Genomic DNA, 22,740 nt, shown 5'->3' with positions numbered 1-22,740 from the left:
ATGATCACCACAGCGGCATCCGCGACACAAACGCCCTCAACAGCGCAACCAACAGGAACGTCGGCGGCAACAGGCCTGACCTCGGACTTCGAGACGTTTCTGATGATGTTGACGGCGCAGGCGCGCAACCAGGACCCTCTGGAGCCACTTGATTCGTCGGAATATGCATCGCAGCTCGCCCAGTTTTCGATGGTCGAGCAGCAGGTTCAGACCAACGACCTTCTGGCAAACCTCACCGCCGCCCTGAGCAGCGTCAACCTGGATGAGCTGTCCAACTGGATTGGGGTCGATGTGCAGGGGGCAACCACCTTCCGGTTTGATGGCCAGCCACAGACCATATTCACTCAGCCCGACCTGGGCGCGGATGCGTCTGTGCTGGTCATCAAGGATTCTGACGGAGCCGAAATCGACCGAATCTCTGTTCCGGTATCTGAAACCGAGTTTCTTTGGGCTGGAGTGGATGCATCGGGCAACCCGCTGCCCAACGGCACCTATTCCGCAACACTGGAAAGCTATTTGGGTGATGAACTGTTCTCGGCGCGGCCCGCTGCCACCTACAGCCGCGTCGTCGAAGCACAAGTCGGGGCCGGTGTCGTCATGTTGACCTTGGACAGCGGCGTCGTGATTCCGGCGACCGACGTCGTTGCCGTTCGTACCGGCGCTTGAACTTGGGAGCGCTGCGGGCCAAGGATTGGCCGTCCAGATTCGCAACGCTCCGGTGTCCCAACTGTCCGTTCCAACCGCTCCTCCACCTGGCCTTTCAGACCAACTTGTCGAAAGCGGGTTGATCGCAAAAGACGCCCAGTTCGAGACGCTGTATGGCGGACGCACGAACCAGGTGTGGAAGGTATTGGACGCCGAGCCGGACCGGGTTTTGAAGTTCTACCGGTCTTCGCTACAAAACCCGCTGTTTCGCAACGACGCCCAACTCGAAGCAGCCTGTCTGCACGCGCTTGCAGCGACGGGGTTTGTTCCGCGGCTTCGCGCGTCGGGCAGCTTTGGCCCGGATCGCTGGGTTTTTTATGACCATGCGGCTGGGACTCCATGGCGAGAAGGCACCGCGCAGGTGGCGAAACTGCTGCATGATCTGCACACTCAAGAAGTCGTGCTTGAGGTCCCTAAGGGATGCAATGGAAGCGTTGATCTCGATCATCACGGCACCCGTATCTTGAAGGGTTGCCGCTCGGAACTCAGCGCCGTTCTGGCCGACTGCAAACCCGGGACCCAGGTGCCGCCAACCCCCCGAGTATGCCTGATCCATGGCGACCCGGTGGCCGGCAACATCCTCGTCTCCTCTGCGGGACTGACACTGATCGACTGGCAATGCCCGGCGATGGGTGACCCATGCGAGGATCTTGCCCTGTTCCTGTCACCCGCTATGCAGCACCTCTATCGCGGCAAGGCGCTGAGCCCCGAGGAAGAGGCTACGTTTCTGTCGGCCTATGACAGCCCGCAGACGGTGCGCCGATACCTCGCGCTGAAGCCCTGGTACAATTGGCGCATGGCTGCCTACTGCCTGTGGCGGGCCGAGAATGGCGCGCCAGCCTATAGGGCCGGCTTTGACCTTGAGGTTGCGGCCCTCTGACTGTGGGCCGTATCACAAATCGGCAAGTGCCATCGCCGCATAAGCCGGTGGCATCAGAAGTCGCCGCCAGCGCCCGAAGGGGAACTTTGACGGCGGTTTGGCGATGACGTCCGGAATATTCGCGGGCTCACCCAAAACCAAGCGGGCCAATGCCCGCCCGCAATAGCTGCCCATCGCCACGCCGTTCCCGTGATAGGCCAGACCGGCAAACAAGCCCGGGTGGCCCGGAACCTCCCCGACAAAGGGCAGCAGGTCACGGGTCAGGCAAACCATACCTGACCACATATGAGTTGCCTCAACCTCGGCCCAACCCGGGAACATGCGATCAAAGTCACTGCGTACTTTGCGACGGATCGCAGCTTCGGCGCGCGGCGAGGACATTAGGCCTCCTCGCATTCCGAAAAGGAACCGGTTGTCCGGCATCAGACGGAAATAGTGCAGCAGGTTGCGCGTGTCGTACGCCATCTGGCGCGAAGTCCAACCCTGTTCCTGCAATTCAGCTTCGGTCAGCGGACGTGTCACCATGACCGTAGACTGGGCGGGCATGTAACGGGCGTCCAACCAGTCGGGCAGATCGTCGCTGGAATAACCGTTGGTGCAGATCAACACCGTCTTGGCCTGGATACGGCCCGCGGGGGTGGTCATCTTGTACTCGGACCCGGCTTTTCTGATGTCCTGAACCGGGCTTTTCGAGAATACTGCGGCACCTTGCGCCTGCGCGGCCCGGGCCAACCCGAACAGGTATTTCTGCGGGTTCAGCCCAAAGCCGACTGGATCGGTATATCCGCCAAAGAAACGGCCCCCCATACCGAGGCGTTCCAAATCCGACGGCTCATGCAGAACCCCACCGCTTTCCGCGCGACGCCGCAGCCGCTCCATCGCGCGCGGGCTGTGCGCAAGCTGCGTCTCTCCTTCGGAGTGAACGTCTGCGTCGATCCGAAAGCGCTGCAAAAGATCCGCAACCAAGGCGACCGCGTCGGTTTCGGCCTGCGCGTAATCCTGTGCCGCCGAAATCCCATAGCGCCGCGCAAGTGTCGCCGAACCAAGCTTGGACCCTCCTTGGCAGCAAAACCCACCATTGCGCCCCGAAGCGCCCCAGCCCGGAGTTTCGGCCTCGAACACTGCGACAGACACACCGCGTTCGGCGAGGTGCAGGGCCGCAGACAATCCGGTGAACCCGCCGCCGACAATCGCAACGTCGGTCGACAAATCACCCGAATGAACGGGCCAGTCAGGCGCCGTAGTGGTTTCATCCCACCAACACCCCTCACGGGGGCCGGGGCCATAGGTATAGGCCGGAAAGATCCGCCTCATTCGGTGCGCGCGGCGGCTTGTTCCTCTTGCCGCTGCCGGACCATCGCACGTTTCGACACCAGCGACGCAGTGATCACACCGACGGTGACCACGGCGATCATGATGGTCGACAGCGCGTTGATTTCCGGGCTGACCCCCAGACGCACCGCCGAGAAGATCTTGATCGGCAGGGTCGTGGCCGAGGGGCCGGACGTGAAGGACGCGATCACCAGGTCATCCAGCGACAGGGTGAAGGCCAGCAGCCACCCCGAGATCACCGCCGGCGCGATGATGGGGAGCGTCACCAACCTGAAGGCCTGTGCCGGCGAGCAGCCCAGATCCAGCGCCGCCTCTTCCAGCGACTGATCGAACGTCACCAACCGCGAGGACACCACGACCGACACGTAGCACATCGAAAAGGTCGTATGCGCCAGCACGATGGTCAGGATTCCCCGTTCCAGCCCGATCCCGATGAACAGCAGCAGCAGCGACAGGCCGGTGATCACCTCGGGCATCACCAGCGGCGCGTAGATCATCCCGGAGAACAGCGTGCGGCCGAAGAACCGCCCGCCGCGCACCATGACATAGGCCGCCATGGTGCCCAGAATGGTCGCCAACGTCGACGAGAACACGGCAACGCGAACGGTGACCCAGGCCGCATCCAGAAACGCCTGGTTCTGCATCAGCTCGCCATACCATTTGGTCGAGAACCCGGCCCAGACCGTGACCAGCTTGCTTTCATTGAAGCTGAAGATGATCAGGATCACCATCGGGATGTACAGAAACGCAAAGCCCAGCGTCAGCGAGACCGTGTTGAACCAGCTCAGCCTGTTCATTGCTCTGCCTCCGCCTGTTTCTGCTGGTTGCGCTGGAACAGCACGATCGGGATCACCAGGATCAGCAGCAGGATCACCGCCACGGCGCTGGCCACCGGCCAGTCGCGGTTCGAGAAGAACTCCTCCCACAAGACCTTGCCTATCATCAGCGTGCCCGACCCGCCCAGCAGCGAGGGGATCACGAATTCACCGATCACCGGGATCATCACCAGGAAGCATCCCGCAATGATGCCCGGGCGCGACAGTGGGATGGTCACCAGCCAGAAGGCCTGCGTGCGCGAACAGCCCAGATCCTCGGCCGCCTCGATCAGCGAGCCGTCCAGCCGATCGAGCGCGGCGTAGATCGGCAGGATCATAAACGGCAGATAGGTGTAGACGATGCCGATATAGACGGCCGTCTGCGTGTTCAGAATGGTCAGCGGGGTCGAGATGATGCCCGTCCACAGCAGGAACTGGTTCAGGTAGCCTTCGTTCGACAGGATCCCCATCCACGCATAGACGCGGATCAGGAACGAGGTCCAGAACGGCAGGATCACCAGCATCATCAGCGTCGGACGCCATTCCTCGGGCGCGCGGGCCATGCCATAGGCGATGGGATAGCCCACCAGCAGGGTCAGCGCGGTCGCGATCAGCGCGATCTTGACGCTGGACAGGTAGGCTTTCCAGTACAGGTCATCCTCGGTCAGCCAGACGAAATTCTCGAAATCCAGTAGGCTGAAGAATTCCTTTATCCCGGCCCAGCCCTGCGACAGATCAAGGGTCGGGGTGTAGGGCGGGATCGCAAGCGCGATGTCCGACAGCGAGATCTTCAACACGATGAAGAACGGCACCAGGAACAGGGCCAGCAGCCAGACATAGGGAATGGCGATCAGGACCGCGCGGCGCATCAGTCTGCCAGCAGAACCGCCGCCGTGGCTGTCCAGGACAGCCAGACAGGGTCTTCCCAAGTAAAGGACCGGCGGGAAATCCGCCGTGTGTTGGCCGTTTGCGCCTTGATGATCGTCCCGTTTGGCAATTCGACATGGTAGGTCGACAGGTTGCCCAAATAGGCAATGTCATGCACCTTGCCCTGCACTGCGTTGACGGCATCGGCAGGACGCTCGGCCGAGATCGTTACCTTTTCCGGCCGGATGGCCAGGTGGCAGGTCTGACCGTTTCCGAAGCTTGCCGCGGACGTGGCGGTCAGAGGCGGCTGGCCCTCGGCCCATTCGATACTGTACGTGCCCTCACCGGCTGCGGTTGCACGACCTTCGATAATGTTCACGTCCCCGATGAAATCGGCGACATAGACGGAATTGGGGTTTTCATAAATGCGGTCGGGCGTTGCGACCTGCATCAGCTTGCCCTGATCCATCACCGCAACACGGCTGGCCACCGTCATCGCCTCTTCCTGGTCGTGGGTCACGATCACGAAGGTGGTGCCGGTCTTTTCCTGAATGTCCATCAGTTCGAACTGGGTGTCCTGGCGCAACTTTTTATCCAGTGCACCAAGAGGTTCGTCCAGCAGCAGCAGTTTGGGCGCCTTGGCCAGCGACCGGGCCAGCGCCACGCGCTGACGCTGGCCACCGGAAATCTGGTGCGGTTTGCGGCGGGCGAATTTCTCAAGACGGGTCAGGCGCAGCATCTCCTCGACCCGGTCTTCCAAATCATGCTTGGGCATGTTGTCCCGGCGCAGGCCAAAGGCGATGTTGTCCCAGACGTTCAGATGGGGAAACAGCGCATAGGACTGGAACATCATGTTGACCGCCCGCTTGTTCGGCGGCACCGGGTCGATGTCCTGACCACTCAGCATGATGTGGCCTTCGGTGGGTTTCTCGAACCCCGCCAGCATCCGCATCATCGTCGTCTTGCCGCAACCCGACGGCCCCAGCAAAGCAAAGAATTCCCGCTCGAAGATGTCCAGCGACAGATTGTCGATGGCAGTAAAGTCCCCGAATCGCTTGGTCACATTTTTGAACTGGATCAAGGGTTTCGCCTGCGGATCTTCCCACGGCGCAAAGACGGTAGAGTTCAAATCGGCCCCCGTAAGTCAGCCTGTACAGGTTGTGCGCAAGGCAGAACCATTCTGCCTTGCGCAATCATTTCGGATCAGGTGCCCGATTTGATCTTGGTCCACAGGCGGGTCACGACCCGCTGCGTTTTGGCCGGGTAAGGCGTGGTGATGTAGAGGTTCTGCATCGTGGCATCATCCGGGTAGATCGCCGGATCGCCGATCACGTCTTCTTCCAGAAACTCCTGCGACGCCTTGTTGCCGTTGGCGTAGTAGACGTAGTTCGACGCCGCCGCCATGTTGTTGGCATCCAGGATGAAGTTCAGGAATTTATGCGCGCCGTCCGGGTTGGGTGCATCCACCGGAATGGCCATCTGGTCGAACCACATCAGCGAGCCTTCGGCAAACGGATGGTATTCGATGGTCACACCGTTGTCGGCCTCATCCGCCCGATCGCGGGCCTGCAGAATGTCGCCCGACCAGCCCACGGCCACGCAGATGTCGCCATTGGCCAGCGCATTGATGTATTCCGAGCTGTGGAACTTCTGGATGTAGGGACGCACGCCCATCAGCACTTCTTCGGTCTTGGCGATCACGTCGGTGTCATGGCTGTCCGGATCTTCGCCAATGTACTGGAGTACCATGGGAATGATCTCGGACGGGGCGTCCAGGAAATGGACGCCGCATGAGGCCAGCTTTTCCATGTTCTCGGGCTTCAGCACCAGGTCCATGCTGTTCAAGGGCGCATCGTCGCCCAGCACTTCCTTGACCTTGTCGACATTCACGCCCAGCCCCGTGGTGCCCCACATGTAGTTGATCGAATAGGCGTTGTCCGGGTCATAGCCGGCCGTGCGTTCCTGGATCACGTCCCAGAGGTTAACTGCATTGGGCAGCTTGGACATGTCCAGTTTCTGGAAGGCTCCAGCCTGGATCTGGCGCTGAAGGAAGGTGCCCGACGGCACCACCACATCGTAACCGGATCCCCCGGCCAGCATCTTGGTTTCCAGAACCTCGTTGCTGTCGAACACATCGTAGATCAGGGTCAGACCCGTCTCTTCCTGGAATTTGCTCAGCAACTCCTCGTCGATGTAGTCCGACCAGTTGTATACGCGCACCTCTTCCGCAACAGCGGCCGACGTCCCCAATGCGACAATTGCCGTCATCGTCAGCGTTTTGATTTTCATTTTCTTCTCCCTGCAAGTGTACGGGCATTTTCCCGTTTTTTTGGATTTGATCAAGTTTTGCGTTTTCCCTCGATACGTCGTATGGTTTCACGGGGCAAGAAACCTGACAAGCCGGGAGCATTGGGATTGGGGTGAACCAATTGGATTTGATCAAAAATAAGGCATCTGCTGCAGTGACCCAGACCGAAAAACGACCAGCACATGAACAGGTGTACCAGACACTGAAGTCGCAGATCATGTTCGGCGATCTGGTGCCGGGGCAACCGGTCACGATCCAGGGCCTGACCGATTCGCTGGGCGTGGGCATGACCCCGGTGCGCGAGGCCATCCGGCGCCTGATCTCGGACGGTGCGCTGATCTTTCAGGGCAACCGGCGGGTCAGCGTTCCCCTGCTGACCGCAACAGATGTCGAACAGATGATTTTCGCCAGAAATGCTGTAGAATCAGAGCTTTCCCGGCGCGCAGCAGTCAACATGACCACGGCGGATATCGACCAGCTTGAAAAGATCGACGAACAGCTGGATCGCACGATCGCCGACGGGGACGTTGGCGGCTATCTTCGCCTGAACCATGCATTCCACGAAAAGCTCTATGACCACGCCGGTGCGCCGATTCTAAAGGATCTGGCCGAGCGCCTGTGGCTGCGATTCGGGCCGTCCTTGCGCGTCGTCTGCGGGCGTTTCGGCACCCAGAGCCTTCCGGACCGGCACAAGGACATCATCGATGCCTTGCGCGCCAGCGACGCTGAAAAAGTCGCAAAAGCAACGACCCAGGATATCGAACAGGGCATGGAACTGATGGCCGAGGCGCTGGCGACCGAATAGGTCAGCGCGATTCGATTGACAGAAAAAAATTTGATCATATTGTGACGGCAACCGCTGTTTCAGGAGTAGAGACCGATGTCGACCATCACCAACCACATGCCGACCGCCGAATTGCAGGCTCTGGACGCGGCGCATCACCTTCACCCATTTTCGGCCAACGGCGCACTGGGCAAGGAGGGCGCACGCGTCATCACTCGTGCCAAAGGCGTTTATCTGACCGACAGTGAGGGCGAAGAGATCCTGGATGCCATGGCCGGTCTGTGGTGCGTGAACGTCGGCTATGGCCGCGACGAACTGGCCGAAGTGGCGGCGCGCCAGATGCGCGAACTGCCCTACTACAACACCTTCTTCAAAACGACCCATGTCCCGGCGATCGCGCTGGCCGCGAAACTGGCCGAGCTGGCGCCGGGTGACCTGAATCATGTATTCTTCGCCGCCGGCGGGTCCGAGGCCAATGACACCAACATCCGTCTGGTCCGCACCTATTGGGCGGAAAAGGGCCATCCGAACAAGAACATCATCATCAGCCGCCACAACGCCTATCACGGGTCGAGTGTGGGGTCGGCCTCGCTGGGCGGCATGGCCGGCATGCACGCGCAGGGCGGCATCCCGATCCCGAACGTCCACCACATCAACCAGCCCAACTGGTGGGCCGAGGGCGGCGACATGACGCCCGAAGAGTTCGGTCTGGCCCGCGCGCGCGAGCTGGAAGAGGCGATCCTGGAACTGGGCGAAGACCGCGTTGCCGCCTTCATCGCCGAGCCGGTCCAGGGTGCGGGCGGCGTGATCGTTGCGCCCGACACCTACTGGCCGGAAATCCAGCGCATCTGCGACAAGTACGAGATCCTGCTGATCGCCGACGAGGTGATCTGCGGCTTTGGCCGCACCGGAAACTGGTTCGGCTCGCAGACCATGAACATCCGCCCGCACATCATGACCATCGCCAAGGGGCTCAGCTCGGGCTATGCGCCCATCGGTGGCTCGATCGTCAATGACGAGATCGCCGAAGTGATCGGCGGGACCGAGTTCAACCACGGCTATACCTATTCGGGCCACCCCGTCGCGGCGGCCGTTGCGCTGGAAAACCTGCGCATTCTGGAAGAAGAGAAGATCGTCGAGCATGTGCGCGATGTCGCGGCCCCCTATCTGAAACAGAAATGGGAGGCGCTGGTCGATCACCCGCTGGTCGGCGAGGCCAAGATCGTGGGCATGATGGCCTCGATCGCGCTGACGCCGGACAAGGCCAGCCGGGCCAAGTTCGCCTCCGATCCGGGTACTGTCGGGTACATCTGCCGCGATCGCTGCTTTGCCAACAACCTGATCATGCGCCATGTGGGCGACCGGATGATCATCTCGCCGCCGCTGGTCCTGACCCCGGCAGATATCGACGAGATGTTCGTGCGCATTTACAAGTCGCTGGACGAGGCGCAGGCCGAGATCATCGCCCAAGGCTTGATGAAAGCGGCCTCGTGAGTTCAGCGAAATATCAAAAAAGGGCGGTCCGGTAGGGCCGCCCTATTTCGTTCACCGCATCCGTTCCAGCAATTGCACGGTTGCGTACCCATCCGGCAAAAGACCACGCGCCATCTGATAGGCCCGCAGCGCATTGATGGTGTTCGGACCGATCCGCCCGTCGATGGCCTGCGTGTCGAACCCGGCCAGGGTCAGGCGCAGCTGCAATTCCTTGCGTTCGGTAAAACTCAGCACCCGGTCACCGCGCGGCCAGCTTGCGCGGAACGGACCCTGACCGGCCAGCCGGTCCGACAGGTGACCGATGCCGATCACATAGGCATCGGCGCCGTTGTAGCGCTCAATCACGCTGAAATTGTCAAAGATCATCAAGGCCACGCCACCGCTGCCGGCCGGCAGCAGGATCGAGGCGGGTCCAAAATCTGCGATGCCACCGCCGTTTGCAGCGCGGACGCCGCGTGCGGCCCATTCCGAGGGCAGCAGACTAACGTCCCGACTGGCGCTGGCATAGTCGAACCCTTTCGGCAAACGCACCTCGACCGCCCAGGGCTGACCTTTGGTCCACCCGAACTTGGCAAGGTAGGCGGCAGCGGACGCAAGCGCATCCGTAGGATCGTCCGACCAGATGTCGCGGCGTCCGTCGCCGTCGAAGTCAACCGCATGCTCCAGGTATGAGGTCGGCATGAATTGCGTGTGCCCCATGGCACCCGCCCAACTGCCCTTCATTCGGTCCGAGGTGATGTCGCCGGCCTGCACGATTTGCAATGCCGCCAGCAACTGCGTTTCAAAAAACTGCGCACGCCGCCCGTCATGGGCAAGCGTTGCAAGCGATCGGATTGTCTGACTGCTGCCCCGATACGTGCCGTAGGACGTTTCCAGCCCCCAGACCGCGACCACCACCTCTTTTTCGACCCCGTACCGGGCTTCGATCCGGTCCAGCGTATCGTTGTACCGCACCAGCGCCTTGCGCCCATTCGCGATGCGCAGGTCTGACACCGCCGAATCCAGATACTCCCAGATCGGTTTCGAAAACTCGGCCTGACTGCGATCGCGCTTGATGGCGTCGGTGTCATAGGTCAGGCCGGACAATGACCGGTCCAGGACCTGTGGCCGGATACCTGCCGCAACTGCCCGGTGCCGGAAGGCGTTCAACCAGGTCTCGAAGCTGGTGTTGCCTTCGACGACCACCCGGTGCATGCCCGTGGTCGGCCTTGGCACCGGCCGGATCGAAACCGTCAGATCGGCCGACGCCAACTGGATCGAATCCAGCGCCGGTCTGATCTGTGGTCGTTTGGTTGTATTCGAAGTCTCCGCCTGCAAGATGGATGCCCAAAACGCGGCGGCCACAAAGCCACACACATATTTCATGATTCAGGTTTTCCTGATTACTGCTCGCGGACAGGGTACCCCAGATTGCGCAAATCACAAAGCGCTCAAGACTGGCTCTCTTGATCTTTTGCTTCACGCTCGGCCCGGATCTTGGCCAGGGCCTCGCGCAGTAAAGGTACCCGGTTGGGGCGGAAACTGTCCTCGGTGACGGACATTGAACGCATCCGGTCCAACCGAAACACGCGAAAATCCCGCCTCAGATGGCACCAACTGAGAAGCACGCTGGCATGATCCATGTACACGATGCTCAGTGGGCTCACGTGGCGCTGCGTGTCGTCACCTTTCGCGTCGGTATAGTCGAACTCGACCACACGCTCGTCCCACGTCGCCTGCCGCAGGTCGGCAACTTCTATGCTGGGTGCGGCGGGACGGTCGAACCGGGTGGCGGTCAGGACTGCGTGGCTTAGGCGGTGGGATTGGCGGTGGGGCAGCCGGCCCTGCAATTTGCGTAGTGCCGCGCCAGCGGCGTCGGACAGAGCCGGGTCTCCGATCAGTTGCACCTCGCGCAGGCCAAGAACCAGCGCCTCCAACTCGTCATCGGTGAATCCCAGCGGCGGCAGTGTCGCGTCTTCGATCAGGGTAAACCCGAACCCGGCCTCGCCATCAATGACTGCACCGAGACCACGCAGGGCGTCGATGTCGCGATGCACCGTGCGGGCCGAAACCCCCAGATCCTGCGCCAACTGCGCCGAGGTCTTGGGCGACGGGCCAGACCGCAAGGCCTGCATCAATTGGAACAGTCGGGCGGTTCGGGACATGATGTCATTCAATCTAAACCTATTGACAGAAACTGTCATTAGCTCGCGTTAGACCGGCGGCACCCCAATTTCGGAGCCTATTGTGTTGACCCTTCTTACCTACCCTTCCGCTTTCGGACTTTTCAGCGCCAGCCCCTTTTGCGTCAAAACCGCCTATATGCTGCAGCTGGCCGGGCTGCACTGGCGCCGCTCGGACATGGTTGATCCGCGTCAGATGCCGCACAGCAAGTTGCCGGTTTTGCGCACACCCGAACGTCTGGTGCCGGACAGCGACCAGATTCGCGACTGGTTGGAAGCGCAGGGCGCCGAATTCGACCGTGGCCTGAGCGATGTGCAAAAGAGCCAGTCCCGCGCGTTGATCCGTATGGCCGAGGAACATTTGTACTTCCAGATTGTTATGGACCGCTGGGCCAACGACGAGGTTTGGCCAGTTCTGCGCGACACCTTCTTCTTTGAGATTCCCCGAATCGTCCGACGCCCGATCTCGAACTCGGTCCGGAAATCGGTCTTGAAAGGCCTTCGGTCCCAAGGGATCGGGCGCTTCTCCGAGGCCGAACGGATGGCACGGGTCGAACGCGACCTCGAGGCGATCTCAGCCTATCTGTGGCAGTCCCCGTATCTTTTGGGCGATCACCCCACTTCGGCCGACCTCAGCGTTGGCCCGATGCTGGCTGCGATGCGGGCCACTCCGGCCGATACCCGGCTGACCCGGCGCATCAAACAGGATACGCTGCTGAACAGTTATGTTGACCGGATGGAACAGGCTATCCCCCTGCCATGAGGCTTTTCGATGACCCCAACGTGGCGTCTGCTTACGAGGCATTCGCCGCGGACACCAGAAGCGGCGCTCTGGCTCTGCGCGATCTGGTCTTCGCCACTGCGCAGGAACTTCAGCCGGCGGTTTCGGTGACCGAGGCTCTGCGATGGGGTCAACCGGCCTATCTGAGTCCCAAGGGGACAACCATCAGGCTGGGTGGACACACCTCCGCCCGGTTTGCCCTGTTTGTCCACTGCCAGACCCGGCTTATCGGTGAGTTTACCTCGGCCTTTCCCGACGCTGACAGGATTGACGGCAATCGCGCCATCCTGTTCGACGGGATCGAACAGATCGACCCCATCCGGCATGGACGGCTGATCGCCCGGGCGTTGACCTATCACCGCTGACGGCGTTTGCGCTCGACCTTGCGTTTGATCTTGTCCTTTTTGCGCTTGGTGCTGACCGCCTTGCGCCGTGTCGGACGGCCAGGCCGCCCACGTCCGCCGCCGCGCGGCATGGCCTGATCTTCGATCGACAGCAGCTCCAACTCCAGCCCGCCGGTCACCGGTGTGGCCTCGGTCAGGCGCACTGTGACACGCTGGCCAATGGCGATGGTCAGGCCGGTATCGGCCCCCATCAGGGTGCCGGCCTCGGCGTCGAAGTGAAAGAACTCGCGCCCCAGCGACCGCACCGGCACCAGCCCGTCGGCCCCGGTTTCGTCCAGTTTGACGAAGGCCCCGAACCGGGCGATGCCGCTGATGCGGCCGGTGAACTCGTTGCCGACGCGCTCGCTCAGATAGGCCGCCAGATAGCGGTCAGTCGTGTCGCGCTCGGCCATCATCGAGCGGCGCTCGGTGTCCGAGATGTGGGTAGCAATCTCCTCCAGCCGCTCGATCTCGTCGGCGGTCAGCCCGTCCTTGCCCCAGCCATGGGCCGAGATCAGCGCCCAGTGCACGATCAGGTCGGCGTAGCGGCGGATGGGCGAGGTGAAATGCGCATAGTTGCGCAGCGCCAGCCCGAAATGGCCAAAGTTCTCGGGGCTGTAATAGGCCTGCGCCATCGACCGCAAGGTGCTGAGATTGATCAGCTCGGCATCCTCGGTGCCGGCGGCGGCATTCAGCAGCGCGTTCAGGTGACGGGTCTGCAACACCTGCCCCTTGGCCAGGTTCAGCCCGGCGGCCTGCGCCGTCTCGCGCAGGCTTTCCAGCTTTTCGGGCGCGGGTTCCTCGTGCACGCGGAACAGCAGCGGGCTGCGCTTGGCGATCAGCGTCTCGGCCGCGGCCACGTTGGCCAGGATCATGAATTCCTCGATCAGCCGGTGCGCGTCCAGCCGTTCGCGGAAGGCCACGCTTTCGACCTCGCCCTTGTCGTTCAGCACGATCTTGCGTTCCGGCAGGTCCAGGTCCAGCGGCTGGCGTTCGTTGCGCGCCGTCTTCAGCGCGCCATAGGCGGCATAGAGCGGCTTCAGAACGCTCTCCAGCAGCGGGCCGGTCCGGTCATTGGGGGTGCCGTCGATGGCCGCCTGCACCTCGGCATAATGCAGAGACGCGGCCGAGCGCATCAGCCCCCGCACAAAGCGGTGGTCAATCTTGTTGCCGTTTGCATCGATCCGCATCCGCACCGCGATACAGGCGCGCGGCACGCCTTCGTGCAGCGAACACAGATCGCCCGACAGACGGTCGGGCAGCATCGGCACGACGCGGTCGGGGAAATAGGTCGAGTTGCCCCTTCTGCGCGCCTCGCGGTCCAGCGTACTGCCGGGGCGCACATAGGCCGCCACATCGGCAATGGCGACCCAAATCACGTGACCGCCCGGGTTTTTCGGATCATCATCGGCATGGGCATAGCAAGCGTCGTCATGGTCGCGCGCGTCCGAAGGGTCGATCGTCAGCAGAGGGATGTCCCGCAGATCCTCGCGCCCTTTCAGCCCGACGGGCTTGGCCCGGTCGGCCTCGGCGATCACGTCATCGGGAAAATCATCCGGGATGCCATGCTGGTGGATCGCGATCAGCGACACCGCCTTGGGCGCGGACGGATCGCCCAAACGTTCCACGATACGCGCACGCGGCAGCCCCATACGATTTTTCGGCCCCGCCTGCTCGGCCTCGACCAGTTCGCCATCCCTGGCGCCCAGCGCCGCGTCTTCAGCCACCAGCCATTCGGTCGATCCGGCCTTGTCGATGGGCACGATGCGCCCGCCCTCGGCGCCCTTGCGGAAAATCCCCACGACCCGGCGCGGATTGGCGCCGATGCGGCGGATCAGGCGGGCCTCGTAATTGTGGTCCTCTGCATGCACCTGGGTCAGGCGGGCCAGGATGCGGTCACCCTCGCCCAGCGCCGGGTCGCTGGCGCGCGGAATGATCAGCACGATCGGCTCGACCCCTTCGCCATGCCATTCCAGCGGCCGCGCGAACAGGTCGCCATCGGCGTTCGGCGCCTTGACCTGCAGCACGCTGACCGGCGGCAGGCGGTCCGGGTCGCGATAGCTGCGCTTGCGCTTTTCAAGATGGCCCTCGGCCTCAAGCTCTTTGAGAATCCGTTTCAGGTCGATCCGGTCCGCGCCCTTGATGCCAAAGGCCTTGGCAATGTCGCGTTTCGAGGTGAGCGTGGGGTTCGCCGAGATCCAGTCGAGGATCTCCTGCTTGGTCGGTATGCGTTTCATGTTTTCCGCCTAGCACGCCGATACGACCGCGTCATGACCAAAAAGTGGCCGGGCGCATCAATCGCTCAGGCGAAATAGTCGGCCAGGATCCGGGCATAGATCGCCTTGAGCTGGCGGATCTGCTCGACCGGGACGGATTCGTCCACCTGATGCATGGTGCGCCCGACCAGGCCGAACTCAACCACGGGGCAGTGGTCCTTGATGAACCGAGCGTCCGAGGTGCCCCCGGTAGTCGACAGCTCGGGCCGGCGGCCGGTCTCGGCCTCGACGGCTCGGGCGACCAGATCCGACAACGGCCCCGGAGGGGTCAGAAAGCTTTCGCCCGAAACTTTGATCCGCGTGTCGATCTGCACGCTGAACTCGGTCGCCACGTCGGCCGCCTGCGCCTTCAGCCAGTCGCTGAGGCTGGCGCCTGTATGCAGGTCGTTGAACCGGATGTTCACCGCGCCACGGCACTGGGCGGGAATGACGTTGGTGGCCGCGTTGCCGGTGTCCATCGTGACCACCGCCAGGGTCGAAGCGTCGAAATGGTCCGTCCCCCGATCCAGTTCGTGACTGGCCAGCCGATCCATCAGCCGCGCTAACGCGGGCAGCGGGTTCCTGGCGCGATGCGGATAGGCCGAATGACCCTGCACGCCCGTCACCTCGAACCACGCGGTCATCGACCCGCGGCGGCCGATCTTCATCATCTCGCCCATCTCGTTGGGGCAGGTCGGCTCGCCCACCAGACAGACCGACATCCGCTCGTCTTGCGCCTGCATGTAGTCCAGCAGCGCGGTGGTGCCGTCCACCGCATCGCCTTCTTCGTCCCCCGTGATAGTCAGGATGATCGCCCCGTCGGGCGGGGTGTCGCGCACGAAATCCACCGCCGCCGCGACAAAGGCCGCCACCCCCGATTTCATGTCGGTGGCGCCCCGACCGTACAGAATGCCATCATGGATTTCCGCGCCGAACGGCGGGCGGGTCCATGCGGCCTCATCGCCCACCGGCACCACGTCGGTATGGCCGTTGAACCCGAAACTGCGCGCATGCCCCTTGTCGCCCCACCGGGCGAACAGGTTGCAGACGCCGCCGCGATCCACCCGCGTGCAGGTGAAACCGGCCCGCGCCAGGATATCTTCCAGCAGAATCAGCGCCCCGCCTTCCTCGGGTGTGACCGAGGGGCAACGGATCAGGTCTGCGGTCAACTGGACAGAGTCGGTCATTCAGGGGCCTCGCAGGGTCGGCAGGATGTGGGTTCACGCACAGATTCAACGAATTGGCCGCAATGCCAACCCCGATCGGTGGTTTTCCGGTCGCCCAGCCCGAAAAAACGGCAAAAAAGAAATCCCGGTCGATGACCTCGCGACGACCTTGCCGCGCCATGGCAAATTGCGCTAGAGCGCCGCGAAACAGGTGAACCAGCCATGACGCGCGCCCTTTTCGCATTGATCTGCCTGACCTTCGCGGTCTTTGCACGACACAGCCAAGCCGAAACTCTGACGGTCACGACGGTGGAGCGTCCTCCGTTCTCGTATGTGGATGAGGGCGAGGGCACCGGCTTCTCAATGGACCTCTTGGCCGCGCTGGCTGAAGAACTGGGCTGGGAATACACGGTCGTTCGTGTCGACGCGTTCGGGGACATGCTTTCGGCGGTCGAGAACCGCGAAGCCGACATGGCGATCGCGAATATTTCGATCACAGCAGGCCGAGAAGCCCGGATGGATTTCAGCCAGCCGATTTTTGAAGCCGGCCTTCAGATCATGGTACCATCAGACGCGGCGCGCAGCCCGTCCCTGATGCAGGCGCTGCTGTCGCGCGAACTGTTCATCGCCATCGGGCTGGCCTTTGCCATCCTGCTGGGTGGCGGGATGCTGATGTGGGGGTTCGAACGCCGATCCCAACCCTATTTCGACCGCGACCTGAACGAGGCCTGGTTCCCGTCCTTCTGGTGGGCGTTGAACCTGGTGGTCAATGGCGGCTTTGAAGAGCGGATGCCCCGGACCCCATTCGGGCGAATTCTGGGTGTGATCCTGGTCGTATCCTCGCTGTTCATCGTGTCGGTTTTCACCGCACGGATCACCTCGGTCATGACGGTGGATGCGATCACCAGCAACATCAACTCGGTCAATGATCTGTACGGCAAACAGGTCGGGACAATCTCGGGTTCGACCGCCGCCAGTTTCCTGAACCGGCGCGAGGTCGAATTCAACGGGTACGAAGACCTGGACAGCATGTTGACCGCATTCAAGGATGGGGACCTGGATGCCGTCGTGTTCGACGCACCGATCCTGTCGTATTTCGCCGCACATGAAGGCCGCAAGATTGCGGCAATGACCGGCGGCGTCTTCCTGCGCGAGAATTACGGTATCGTCTTCCCGACCGGGTCACCTCTGGTCGAGGATGTGAACCAAGCGCTTCTGGGCCTCCGCGAAGATGGCACCTATGACCAGATCTATCGCAAGTGGTTCGGCACGCGCCGCTAGGCGCCTTCGGGCTTGTCGCCGAAAAACGGTGTCATCTGCGCAACAATAACCGCATTTTCCTCAAGCGCCCTCTGCATCAGAGCGCGTTCGTCCGGGTCGATCTCATGCCCCTGCGCCTCGCGCTCGGCCAGGGTGCCATAGCCGGTCACGTCCAGCGGAGCCGTATCGGCCTGCTTGAGAATGGCCACGGTTTCGCGCACGGCCTCGGCCTCGTCCACGCCGCTGGCATAGCACATCAGCGCCGCGCCGGTGGCGCCTTCGGGCAGGCCGTCGCCATCCTTGCGGCCAATCTGGACCAACAGAGTATAGACCTGCTGGCGCGAGGGTTTCTTTTGCTTTTCCATGCCGTGGGCCTTAGCCGGGGGGCGGTCGATGGTCAAGCATGGCAGCTGGACGCGGTTCCCGGATGCCGTGTCGTTTTTTGACGCGCTCAAGCCCACCGTCCAGTCAGACTGGTCCCGAAAAACGACGGAGGACATCATGACCAAACGCGGCCGCTGCCTGTGCGGTGAAACCCGCTGGGAGTTTGAGGGCGCCGAGACCTGGAGCTGCTATTGCCATTGTGACGATTGCCGCCGCAATTGCGCCGCGCCCGTGGTCGCGTGGTTGGGCGTACCCTTGTGCAATTTCCGATGGACCGCCGCAACACCGCGTAGTTTCGCTAGTTCGAAAGGCGTCCAGCGGCATTTCTGCGCCACGTGTGGCTCTCCCATGGGGTTCGAGGCCGACCACTATGAGGGCGGGATGCACCTGTACGCGGCCTCGCTGGAAGACCCGTCAGACTTTGCGCCAACGTTTCACGTCAATTATCAAAGCAAGCTGCCCTGGCTGGATCTGCGCGATGACTTGCCGAAATACGAAAGCACCCTGCTGCACGCGCAAGAGGATCTCGCCGACTACGAGGCGGGATAGGTCCGACCCTGCCAAACAAAAAAAGGCCGCGGACCAGAGCCGCGACCTTTGAGACGTTGAATAATGTCTGCGATCAATCGCGCAGCAGCTCGTTGATCCCGGTCTTCGAGCGGGTCTTTTCATCCACCCGCTTCACGATCACCGCGCAGTACAGGTTGATCCCGTTCTTCGACGGCATCGAACCGGAGACCACCACCGAATAAGGCGGCACCTCGCCATAGAAGACCTCGCCCGACTCGCGGTCGACGATCTTGGTGGACTGGCCGATGTAGACGCCCATACCCAGAACCGAGCCTTCGCGGATGATGCAGCCCTCGACCACCTCGGACCGCGCTCCGATAAAGCAGTTGTCCTCGATGATGGTCGGGCCGGCCTGCATGGGTTCCAGAACGCCGCCGATGCCGACGCCGCCCGAAAGGTGCACGTTCTTGCCGATCTGCGCGCAGGACCCGACCGTGGCCCAGGTATCGACCATGGTGCCTTCGTCTACATAGGCGCCGAGGTTCACGAAAGACGGCATCAGCACCACGCCCGGCGCGATATAGGCCGATTTGCGCACCACGCAGTTGGGTACCGCGCGGAAACCGGCCGCGCGCCACTGGTTTTCACCCCAGCCGGCAAACTTGCTGTCGACCTTGTCCCACCAGCCGCCGTCCTGCGGGCCGCCGGACTGGATTTCCATGTCCTTGATGCGAAAGCCCAGCAGAACCGCCTTCTTGGCCCACTGGTTCACATGCCAGCTGCCATCGGCCTGCTTCTCGGCGACCCGCAGCGTGCCGCTGTCCAGCGCGTTCAGCGTGTCCTCGATCGCTTCGCGCTGTTCACCGGTGGTGGCGGGCGTGATCGTGTCACGGGCCTCCCATGCGGCCTCGATGGCGGTTTCCAGTTGGGCGTTGGACATGGGGTTTCTCCGTGCTGACTCTCGTTTGTTTGGTGTTGCCTATATGAAAGCCGGGGCCAATGCGCAATGCGACGTTGGCGGAGCTGTTTGCGGCCACCCGGCGCGAAACCCCGGCGGTCTCAGCTGGCGCGGCGGATATGGCGCACCAGAATCGCGGTAGCCGTGGCATTGTCGCGGCGCTTCATCGCCTGCACGATGGCGGCGTGGTCGGTATCCTTCCGCTGGACCCAGCGGTGACGCCAATGGGCGAACAGATGGCGGGCGCTGGCGATATGCAGATCGTCGATCGTATGCAGAAGGCGCGGCCGCGCACTGGGTGTCAGGATCGCCCGATGAAAGGCGCGGTTCCGGGTTTCCCATGTGGGCATGTCCTGCGCCTCGTCGCAGGCGATGCGGGCCTTGTCGGCCGCCTTGATATCCGCCGGTGTCAAATTCTGGATCGCATGTTGCAGGGCCAACGATTCCAAGGCCACGCGCATCTCGATTACCTCGCGCACCTCGGCCGGGTCCAACGCGGTGACGCGCATGCCGCGCCGTGGTTCGCTGTGGGCCAAGCCATGCGCCTGGAGCCGCAACAGCGCCTCGCGCACTGGGACATGGCTGGTGTCGAACGCCCGCGCGATGTGGTCCTGCCGCAGTTTCTCACCCGCAGGCAGCTCGCCCGTGATGATGCGCTGGCTGAGCCGGTCATAGATGGAATCTGCAATCGTGGCGGTCATGAGATTTTATCTATAATCCCAAGGCCCGGGCCTCAAGGCGCAAATTCAGGCGGTCAAGGGGTCAGGTGCGATATTGCCCCCGCAGACCAGAACCGCGACCCGCTCGCCCGGTTCCGGCGTGTAGACGCCCGAGGTCAAGGCCGCCAGGGCCGTCGCGCCCGCCGGCTCGACCAGAATGCGATGCGCCTGCCACAGGCGCTGCTGCGCCTCGGCGATCGCGTCATCGCTGACCAGCACCGACGTCATCCCCTGCGCCAGCCCGAAACAGATGTCGCCGATCCGCCGCGCACCCAGCGCGTTGGCGGCTATGCCGGAAACGGACACATCCACGGGCGCTCCGGCCTGCAACGCCGCGTTCAAGGCACATGAGGTTTCCGGCTCGACCGCAACGACCTTGCGCGCGCCCTGAAACCAGGCCAGCGCCCCCGCAATCAGCCCGCCGCCGCCCACTGCCACCAATACGGTATCGGCCTGCAGGCCCTGGCTGTCCCATTCGGCAAAACAGGTGCCCTGCCCGGCCACGGTGGCCGACGCATCATAGGCATGGATCTGCATCGCACCTGATCGATCTTCGTGGTCACGCGCCATCGCCAGGGCGTTTGCGTATTCACCCGGCACCACGCTCAGATCCGCGCCGATCTGTTCGATCAGAGCAATTTTGGACGGTCCGGCCATTTCGGGCACGAAGATCTTGGCCGGATGGCCCAGCGCCTGCGCGGCATAGGCCGCAGCCGCACCGTGGTTCCCACCCGATGCCGCCACGACCCCTGCCGCCGGCACATCGAGGCTGAGCAACGTGTTGAACGCCCCGCGCGCCTTGAAACTGCCGGTGTGCTGGAAATGCTCCAGCTTCATCTCGACCGGCTGCGCCAGTCCCAGCGCGTCGCTTGTCATGACCGGTGTCACCTGCGCGTGGCCATTGATGCGTTCGGCTGCGGCCGAAATTTCCGTCTTCCAATCCATTCTCGTCTTTCCGTGACTGGCACTCTGCCCGCGAACCCTATAGCTGTTTGAAAAACACGCAAGCAGGGAACCCCCAGCAATGAGAGAAGACCGCCTCAGCCCTTTCCGCGATGCGCATACCGACCGCTCGACCGCAAGCGAAGTCCCCGACACGCCGCAGACACGCTCGCCCTCGTACCGGCTGGCCTTTGCCGATGACGATTTCCTCTGCCGCGAGGAACTGCGGCCCGTGCGTCTGCAACTGGAACTGCTGAAGCCCGAAATGATCATGGCCGAACGCCAGATCACGTCGACCATCGTGATGTTCGGCGGCGCGCGTATCCCGGAACCAGCCAAAAAGGACAGCGCCCGGACGGCCACGCTGGCCGGTCTGTCGCAATACTATGACGAGGCGCGCGAATTCGCCCGGCTGATGACCGAGAAATCCAAGCAAAGCGGGTGCCGCGAGAACGTCATCGTCACCGGCGGTGGCCCCGGCGTGATGGAGGCCGGAAATCGCGGCGCCAAGGATGCCGGTGGCTGCTCGATCGGGCTGAACATCGTGCTGCCGCACGAGCAGGCGCCAAATGCCTATGTCACCCCTGAACTGAGCTTCAATTTCCACTATTTCGCCATACGCAAGATGCATTTCCTGATGCGCGCCCGTGCGATCACCATCTTCCCCGGCGGGTTCGGCACGATGGATGAGTTGTTCGAGTCCCTCACCCTGATCCAGACCGGCCGGATGGAGCGCGTGCCGTTCCTGCTGTTCGGGCGCGAGTTCTGGGAGCGGGTGATCAATTGGGAAGCGCTGGCCGATGCCGGAACCATTTCCGAAGAGGATCTGGACCTGTTCCGCTTTGTCGATACCGCGCAGGAGGCGGTCGACATCATCGAGCGCTGGGAACCCGCCCCGCCGCGCGACGACATTCCGGGGCGCTGAGCGATGGAGCGCACCCCCAAGACCGGTGAGATGCTGCATCTGCGCGGCAATGCCCTGAGCAAAGGCGAACCAGTGGCGCTGCCGCTGACCCAAAGCAGCATGTTCCACCTGCCCGGCGCGCCGGACGGGCACCCTACCTATGGCCGCGTGGACAACCCGACCTGGACGCAGGTCGAGCATGTGCTGGCGCATCTCGAAGACGCACCCTGCCTGATCTTTCCGTCCGGCATGGGCGCGATTTCGGCCGCGTTGTTCGCCACCGTGCGGGCGGGGTCGCGCATCCTGATCCCGTCGGACGGGTATTATGTCACCCGCCTGCTGGCCGACCGGTTCCTCGCCCCGCTGGGCGTGTCGGTCGAAGAGCGCCCCACGACCGCATTTGCGCAGGGCGGATTCGACGGGTTCGATGTTGTCTTCGTCGAAAGCCCGTCCAACCCCGGGCTCGACATGATCGACCTGGCGCAGGTGGCCCGCGATGTGCGCGCCGCGGGTGGCATCACCATCGCCGACAACACGACGCTGACCCCGCTGGGACAGCGCCCGCTGGACCTGGGCATCGACATCGTCGTCGCCTCGGACACCAAGGCGATGGGCGGGCATTCCGACCTGCTGATGGGCCATGTGGCCAGCCGCGATGCCCAGATCATGGAACGGGTCGAGGAATGGCGCCGCGTCTCGGGCGCGATCCCAGGCCCGCACGAAGCCTGGTTGCTGCATCGCGGGCTGGAGACGCTGGACGTCCGGTTCGACCGCATGTGCAGCTCGGCGCAGGTTCTGGCCGAACGGCTGGCCGATCATCCGGCGGTCACGCAGATCCGCTATCCCGGCCTGCCGACGGACCCATCGCACGATCTGGCCCGAGAACAGACCGCACGGTTCGGCTTTCTGCTGACGATCACGCTGGCCTCGGAAGACCAGGCCGAACGGTACATCAATGGCTGCCCGCTGTTGCGCCCGGCCACCTCCTTCGGTGGCGTGCACAGCTCGGCCGAGCGGCGCGCGCGCTGGGGGGATCAGGTCGATCCCGGTTTCGTGCGCCTGTCGGTCGGGTGCGAACCGGTGGACGAGCTGTGGCAGGCTCTGAACGACAGCCTGAATGCGCTGGCCTGA

Annotated in this window: 23 protein-coding genes; 10 read left to right on the top strand and 13 right to left on the bottom strand. The window is 62.7% G+C overall.

Annotated features, from left to right (window positions below; genetic code table 11):
- Complete coding sequence (locus ACR0JC_RS12390) at window positions 1-666, top strand: flagellar hook capping FlgD N-terminal domain-containing protein (RefSeq protein WP_170342183.1); 666 nt, start codon at window positions 1-3, stop codon at window positions 664-666.
- 25 nt (window positions 667-691) lie between these two features.
- Window positions 692-1,585: an aminoglycoside phosphotransferase family protein gene (locus tag ACR0JC_RS12385; protein ID WP_254430788.1), complete on the top strand. Its 894-nt coding sequence runs from the start codon at window positions 692-694 to the stop codon at window positions 1,583-1,585.
- A 12-nt stretch (window positions 1,586-1,597) separates the two neighbouring features.
- Here the strand turns inward: ACR0JC_RS12385 and ACR0JC_RS12380 are convergent, their stop codons facing one another.
- The 5 genes from ACR0JC_RS12380 to ACR0JC_RS12360 form a co-directional block, all read right to left on the bottom strand.
- A complete protein-coding gene (locus tag ACR0JC_RS12380) occupies window positions 1,598-2,899 on the bottom strand; it encodes an NAD(P)/FAD-dependent oxidoreductase (protein ID WP_170342182.1) in 1,302 nt (433 codons plus the stop codon).
- Entirely contained in the window at window positions 2,896-3,714 is an 819-nt protein-coding gene (locus tag ACR0JC_RS12375) for an ABC transporter permease (protein ID WP_170342179.1), read from the bottom strand. Before ACR0JC_RS12375 ends, ACR0JC_RS12380 begins: the two co-directional genes overlap by 4 nt.
- Window positions 3,711-4,601: an ABC transporter permease subunit gene (locus ACR0JC_RS12370; protein ID WP_170342177.1), complete on the bottom strand. Its 891-nt coding sequence runs from the start codon at window positions 4,599-4,601 to the stop codon at window positions 3,711-3,713. The genes ACR0JC_RS12375 and ACR0JC_RS12370 overlap by 4 nt, the downstream gene beginning before the upstream one ends.
- Window positions 4,601-5,728 (bottom strand): ABC transporter ATP-binding protein, encoded by a 1,128-nt coding sequence (locus ACR0JC_RS12365; protein WP_170342175.1) that lies wholly within the window; start codon window positions 5,726-5,728, stop codon window positions 4,601-4,603. The genes ACR0JC_RS12370 and ACR0JC_RS12365 overlap by 1 nt, the downstream gene beginning before the upstream one ends.
- A 74-nt stretch (window positions 5,729-5,802) precedes the next feature.
- Window positions 5,803-6,888 (bottom strand): polyamine ABC transporter substrate-binding protein, encoded by a 1,086-nt coding sequence (locus ACR0JC_RS12360; RefSeq protein ID WP_170341249.1) that lies wholly within the window; start codon window positions 6,886-6,888, stop codon window positions 5,803-5,805.
- A 140-nt stretch (window positions 6,889-7,028) separates the two neighbouring features.
- Between ACR0JC_RS12360 and ACR0JC_RS12355 the strand changes: the two genes are divergently transcribed.
- Both ACR0JC_RS12355 and ACR0JC_RS12350 read left to right on the top strand, forming a co-directional pair.
- Window positions 7,029-7,712, top strand: a complete 684-nt coding sequence (locus ACR0JC_RS12355; RefSeq protein WP_093964408.1) for a GntR family transcriptional regulator — start codon at window positions 7,029-7,031, stop codon at window positions 7,710-7,712.
- A gap of 75 nt (window positions 7,713-7,787) precedes the next feature.
- On the top strand, window positions 7,788-9,185 hold the full coding sequence (locus tag ACR0JC_RS12350; RefSeq protein WP_170342172.1) for an aspartate aminotransferase family protein: 1,398 nt from the start codon (window positions 7,788-7,790) through the stop codon (window positions 9,183-9,185).
- A gap of 51 nt (window positions 9,186-9,236) precedes the next feature.
- Here the strand turns inward: ACR0JC_RS12350 and ACR0JC_RS12345 are convergent, their stop codons facing one another.
- Both ACR0JC_RS12345 and ACR0JC_RS12340 read right to left on the bottom strand, forming a co-directional pair.
- Complete coding sequence (locus tag ACR0JC_RS12345; protein WP_170342170.1) at window positions 9,237-10,550, bottom strand: lytic murein transglycosylase; 1,314 nt, start codon at window positions 10,548-10,550, stop codon at window positions 9,237-9,239.
- A 65-nt stretch (window positions 10,551-10,615) separates the two neighbouring features.
- Complete coding sequence (locus ACR0JC_RS12340) at window positions 10,616-11,329, bottom strand: helix-turn-helix transcriptional regulator (RefSeq protein ID WP_170342168.1); 714 nt, start codon at window positions 11,327-11,329, stop codon at window positions 10,616-10,618.
- An 82-nt stretch (window positions 11,330-11,411) separates the two neighbouring features.
- Here ACR0JC_RS12340 and ACR0JC_RS12335 point away from each other — a divergent pair, with 82 nt between their 5' ends.
- Together ACR0JC_RS12335 and ACR0JC_RS12330 are read left to right on the top strand one after the other, a co-directional pair.
- A complete protein-coding gene (locus ACR0JC_RS12335) occupies window positions 11,412-12,110 on the top strand; it encodes a glutathione S-transferase family protein (RefSeq protein WP_367647300.1) in 699 nt (232 codons plus the stop codon).
- Window positions 12,107-12,493: a DUF1801 domain-containing protein gene (locus ACR0JC_RS12330; RefSeq protein ID WP_170342166.1), complete on the top strand. Its 387-nt coding sequence runs from the start codon at window positions 12,107-12,109 to the stop codon at window positions 12,491-12,493. Before ACR0JC_RS12335 ends, ACR0JC_RS12330 begins: the two co-directional genes overlap by 4 nt.
- Here the strand turns inward: ACR0JC_RS12330 and rnr are convergent.
- Together rnr and dapE are read right to left on the bottom strand one after the other, a co-directional pair.
- A complete protein-coding gene (gene rnr / locus ACR0JC_RS12325) occupies window positions 12,484-14,748 on the bottom strand; it encodes a ribonuclease R (RefSeq protein WP_170342164.1) in 2,265 nt (754 codons plus the stop codon). The genes ACR0JC_RS12330 and rnr overlap by 10 nt on opposite strands.
- 65 nt (window positions 14,749-14,813) lie before the next feature.
- A complete protein-coding gene (gene dapE / locus ACR0JC_RS12320) occupies window positions 14,814-15,953 on the bottom strand; it encodes a succinyl-diaminopimelate desuccinylase (RefSeq protein ID WP_170342162.1) in 1,140 nt (379 codons plus the stop codon).
- 201 nt (window positions 15,954-16,154) lie between these two features.
- On the opposite strand from dapE, the gene ACR0JC_RS12315 reads away from it, so the two are divergent.
- A complete protein-coding gene (locus ACR0JC_RS12315) occupies window positions 16,155-17,213 on the top strand; it encodes a transporter substrate-binding domain-containing protein (RefSeq protein WP_170342160.1) in 1,059 nt (352 codons plus the stop codon).
- Here the strand turns inward: ACR0JC_RS12315 and ACR0JC_RS12310 are convergent.
- A complete protein-coding gene (locus tag ACR0JC_RS12310; protein ID WP_093964213.1) occupies window positions 17,210-17,557 on the bottom strand; it encodes a hypothetical protein in 348 nt (115 codons plus the stop codon). The two genes, ACR0JC_RS12315 and ACR0JC_RS12310, sit on opposite strands and share 4 nt — an antisense overlap.
- 28 nt (window positions 17,558-17,585) lie before the next feature.
- On the opposite strand from ACR0JC_RS12310, the gene ACR0JC_RS12305 reads away from it, so the two are divergent.
- Window positions 17,586-18,125: a GFA family protein gene (locus ACR0JC_RS12305; protein WP_170342158.1), complete on the top strand. Its 540-nt coding sequence runs from the start codon at window positions 17,586-17,588 to the stop codon at window positions 18,123-18,125.
- Between the two features lie 73 nt (window positions 18,126-18,198).
- Here ACR0JC_RS12305 and dapD read toward each other — a convergent pair whose 3' ends face one another.
- The 3 genes from dapD to ACR0JC_RS12290 form a co-directional block, all read right to left on the bottom strand.
- Window positions 18,199-19,026: a 2,3,4,5-tetrahydropyridine-2,6-dicarboxylate N-succinyltransferase gene (gene dapD, locus ACR0JC_RS12300; RefSeq protein WP_170342156.1), complete on the bottom strand. Its 828-nt coding sequence runs from the start codon at window positions 19,024-19,026 to the stop codon at window positions 18,199-18,201.
- Window positions 19,027-19,145: 119 nt separating this feature from the next.
- On the bottom strand, window positions 19,146-19,745 hold the full coding sequence (locus tag ACR0JC_RS12295) for a GntR family transcriptional regulator (protein WP_170342154.1): 600 nt from the start codon (window positions 19,743-19,745) through the stop codon (window positions 19,146-19,148).
- A gap of 45 nt (window positions 19,746-19,790) precedes the next feature.
- The gene (locus ACR0JC_RS12290; protein ID WP_480763955.1) at window positions 19,791-20,708 is read right to left on the bottom strand and encodes a threonine/serine dehydratase; all 918 of its coding nucleotides are present in this window, start codon (window positions 20,706-20,708) and stop codon (window positions 19,791-19,793) included.
- Window positions 20,709-20,787: 79 nt separating this feature from the next.
- On the opposite strand from ACR0JC_RS12290, the gene ACR0JC_RS12285 reads away from it, so the two are divergent.
- Both ACR0JC_RS12285 and ACR0JC_RS12280 read left to right on the top strand, forming a co-directional pair.
- Window positions 20,788-21,630 carry an LOG family protein gene (locus ACR0JC_RS12285; protein WP_093964208.1) on the top strand — a complete coding sequence of 281 codons (843 nt, stop codon included), beginning with the start codon at window positions 20,788-20,790 and terminating at the stop codon, window positions 21,628-21,630.
- A 3-nt stretch (window positions 21,631-21,633) separates the two neighbouring features.
- Entirely contained in the window at window positions 21,634-22,740 is a 1,107-nt protein-coding gene (locus tag ACR0JC_RS12280; RefSeq protein WP_170342149.1) for a cystathionine gamma-lyase, read from the top strand.

The sequence above is a fragment of the Ruegeria sp. CH5 genome (assembly GCF_056537025.1).
This window is presented reverse-complemented; position numbering and strand designations above follow the sequence as displayed.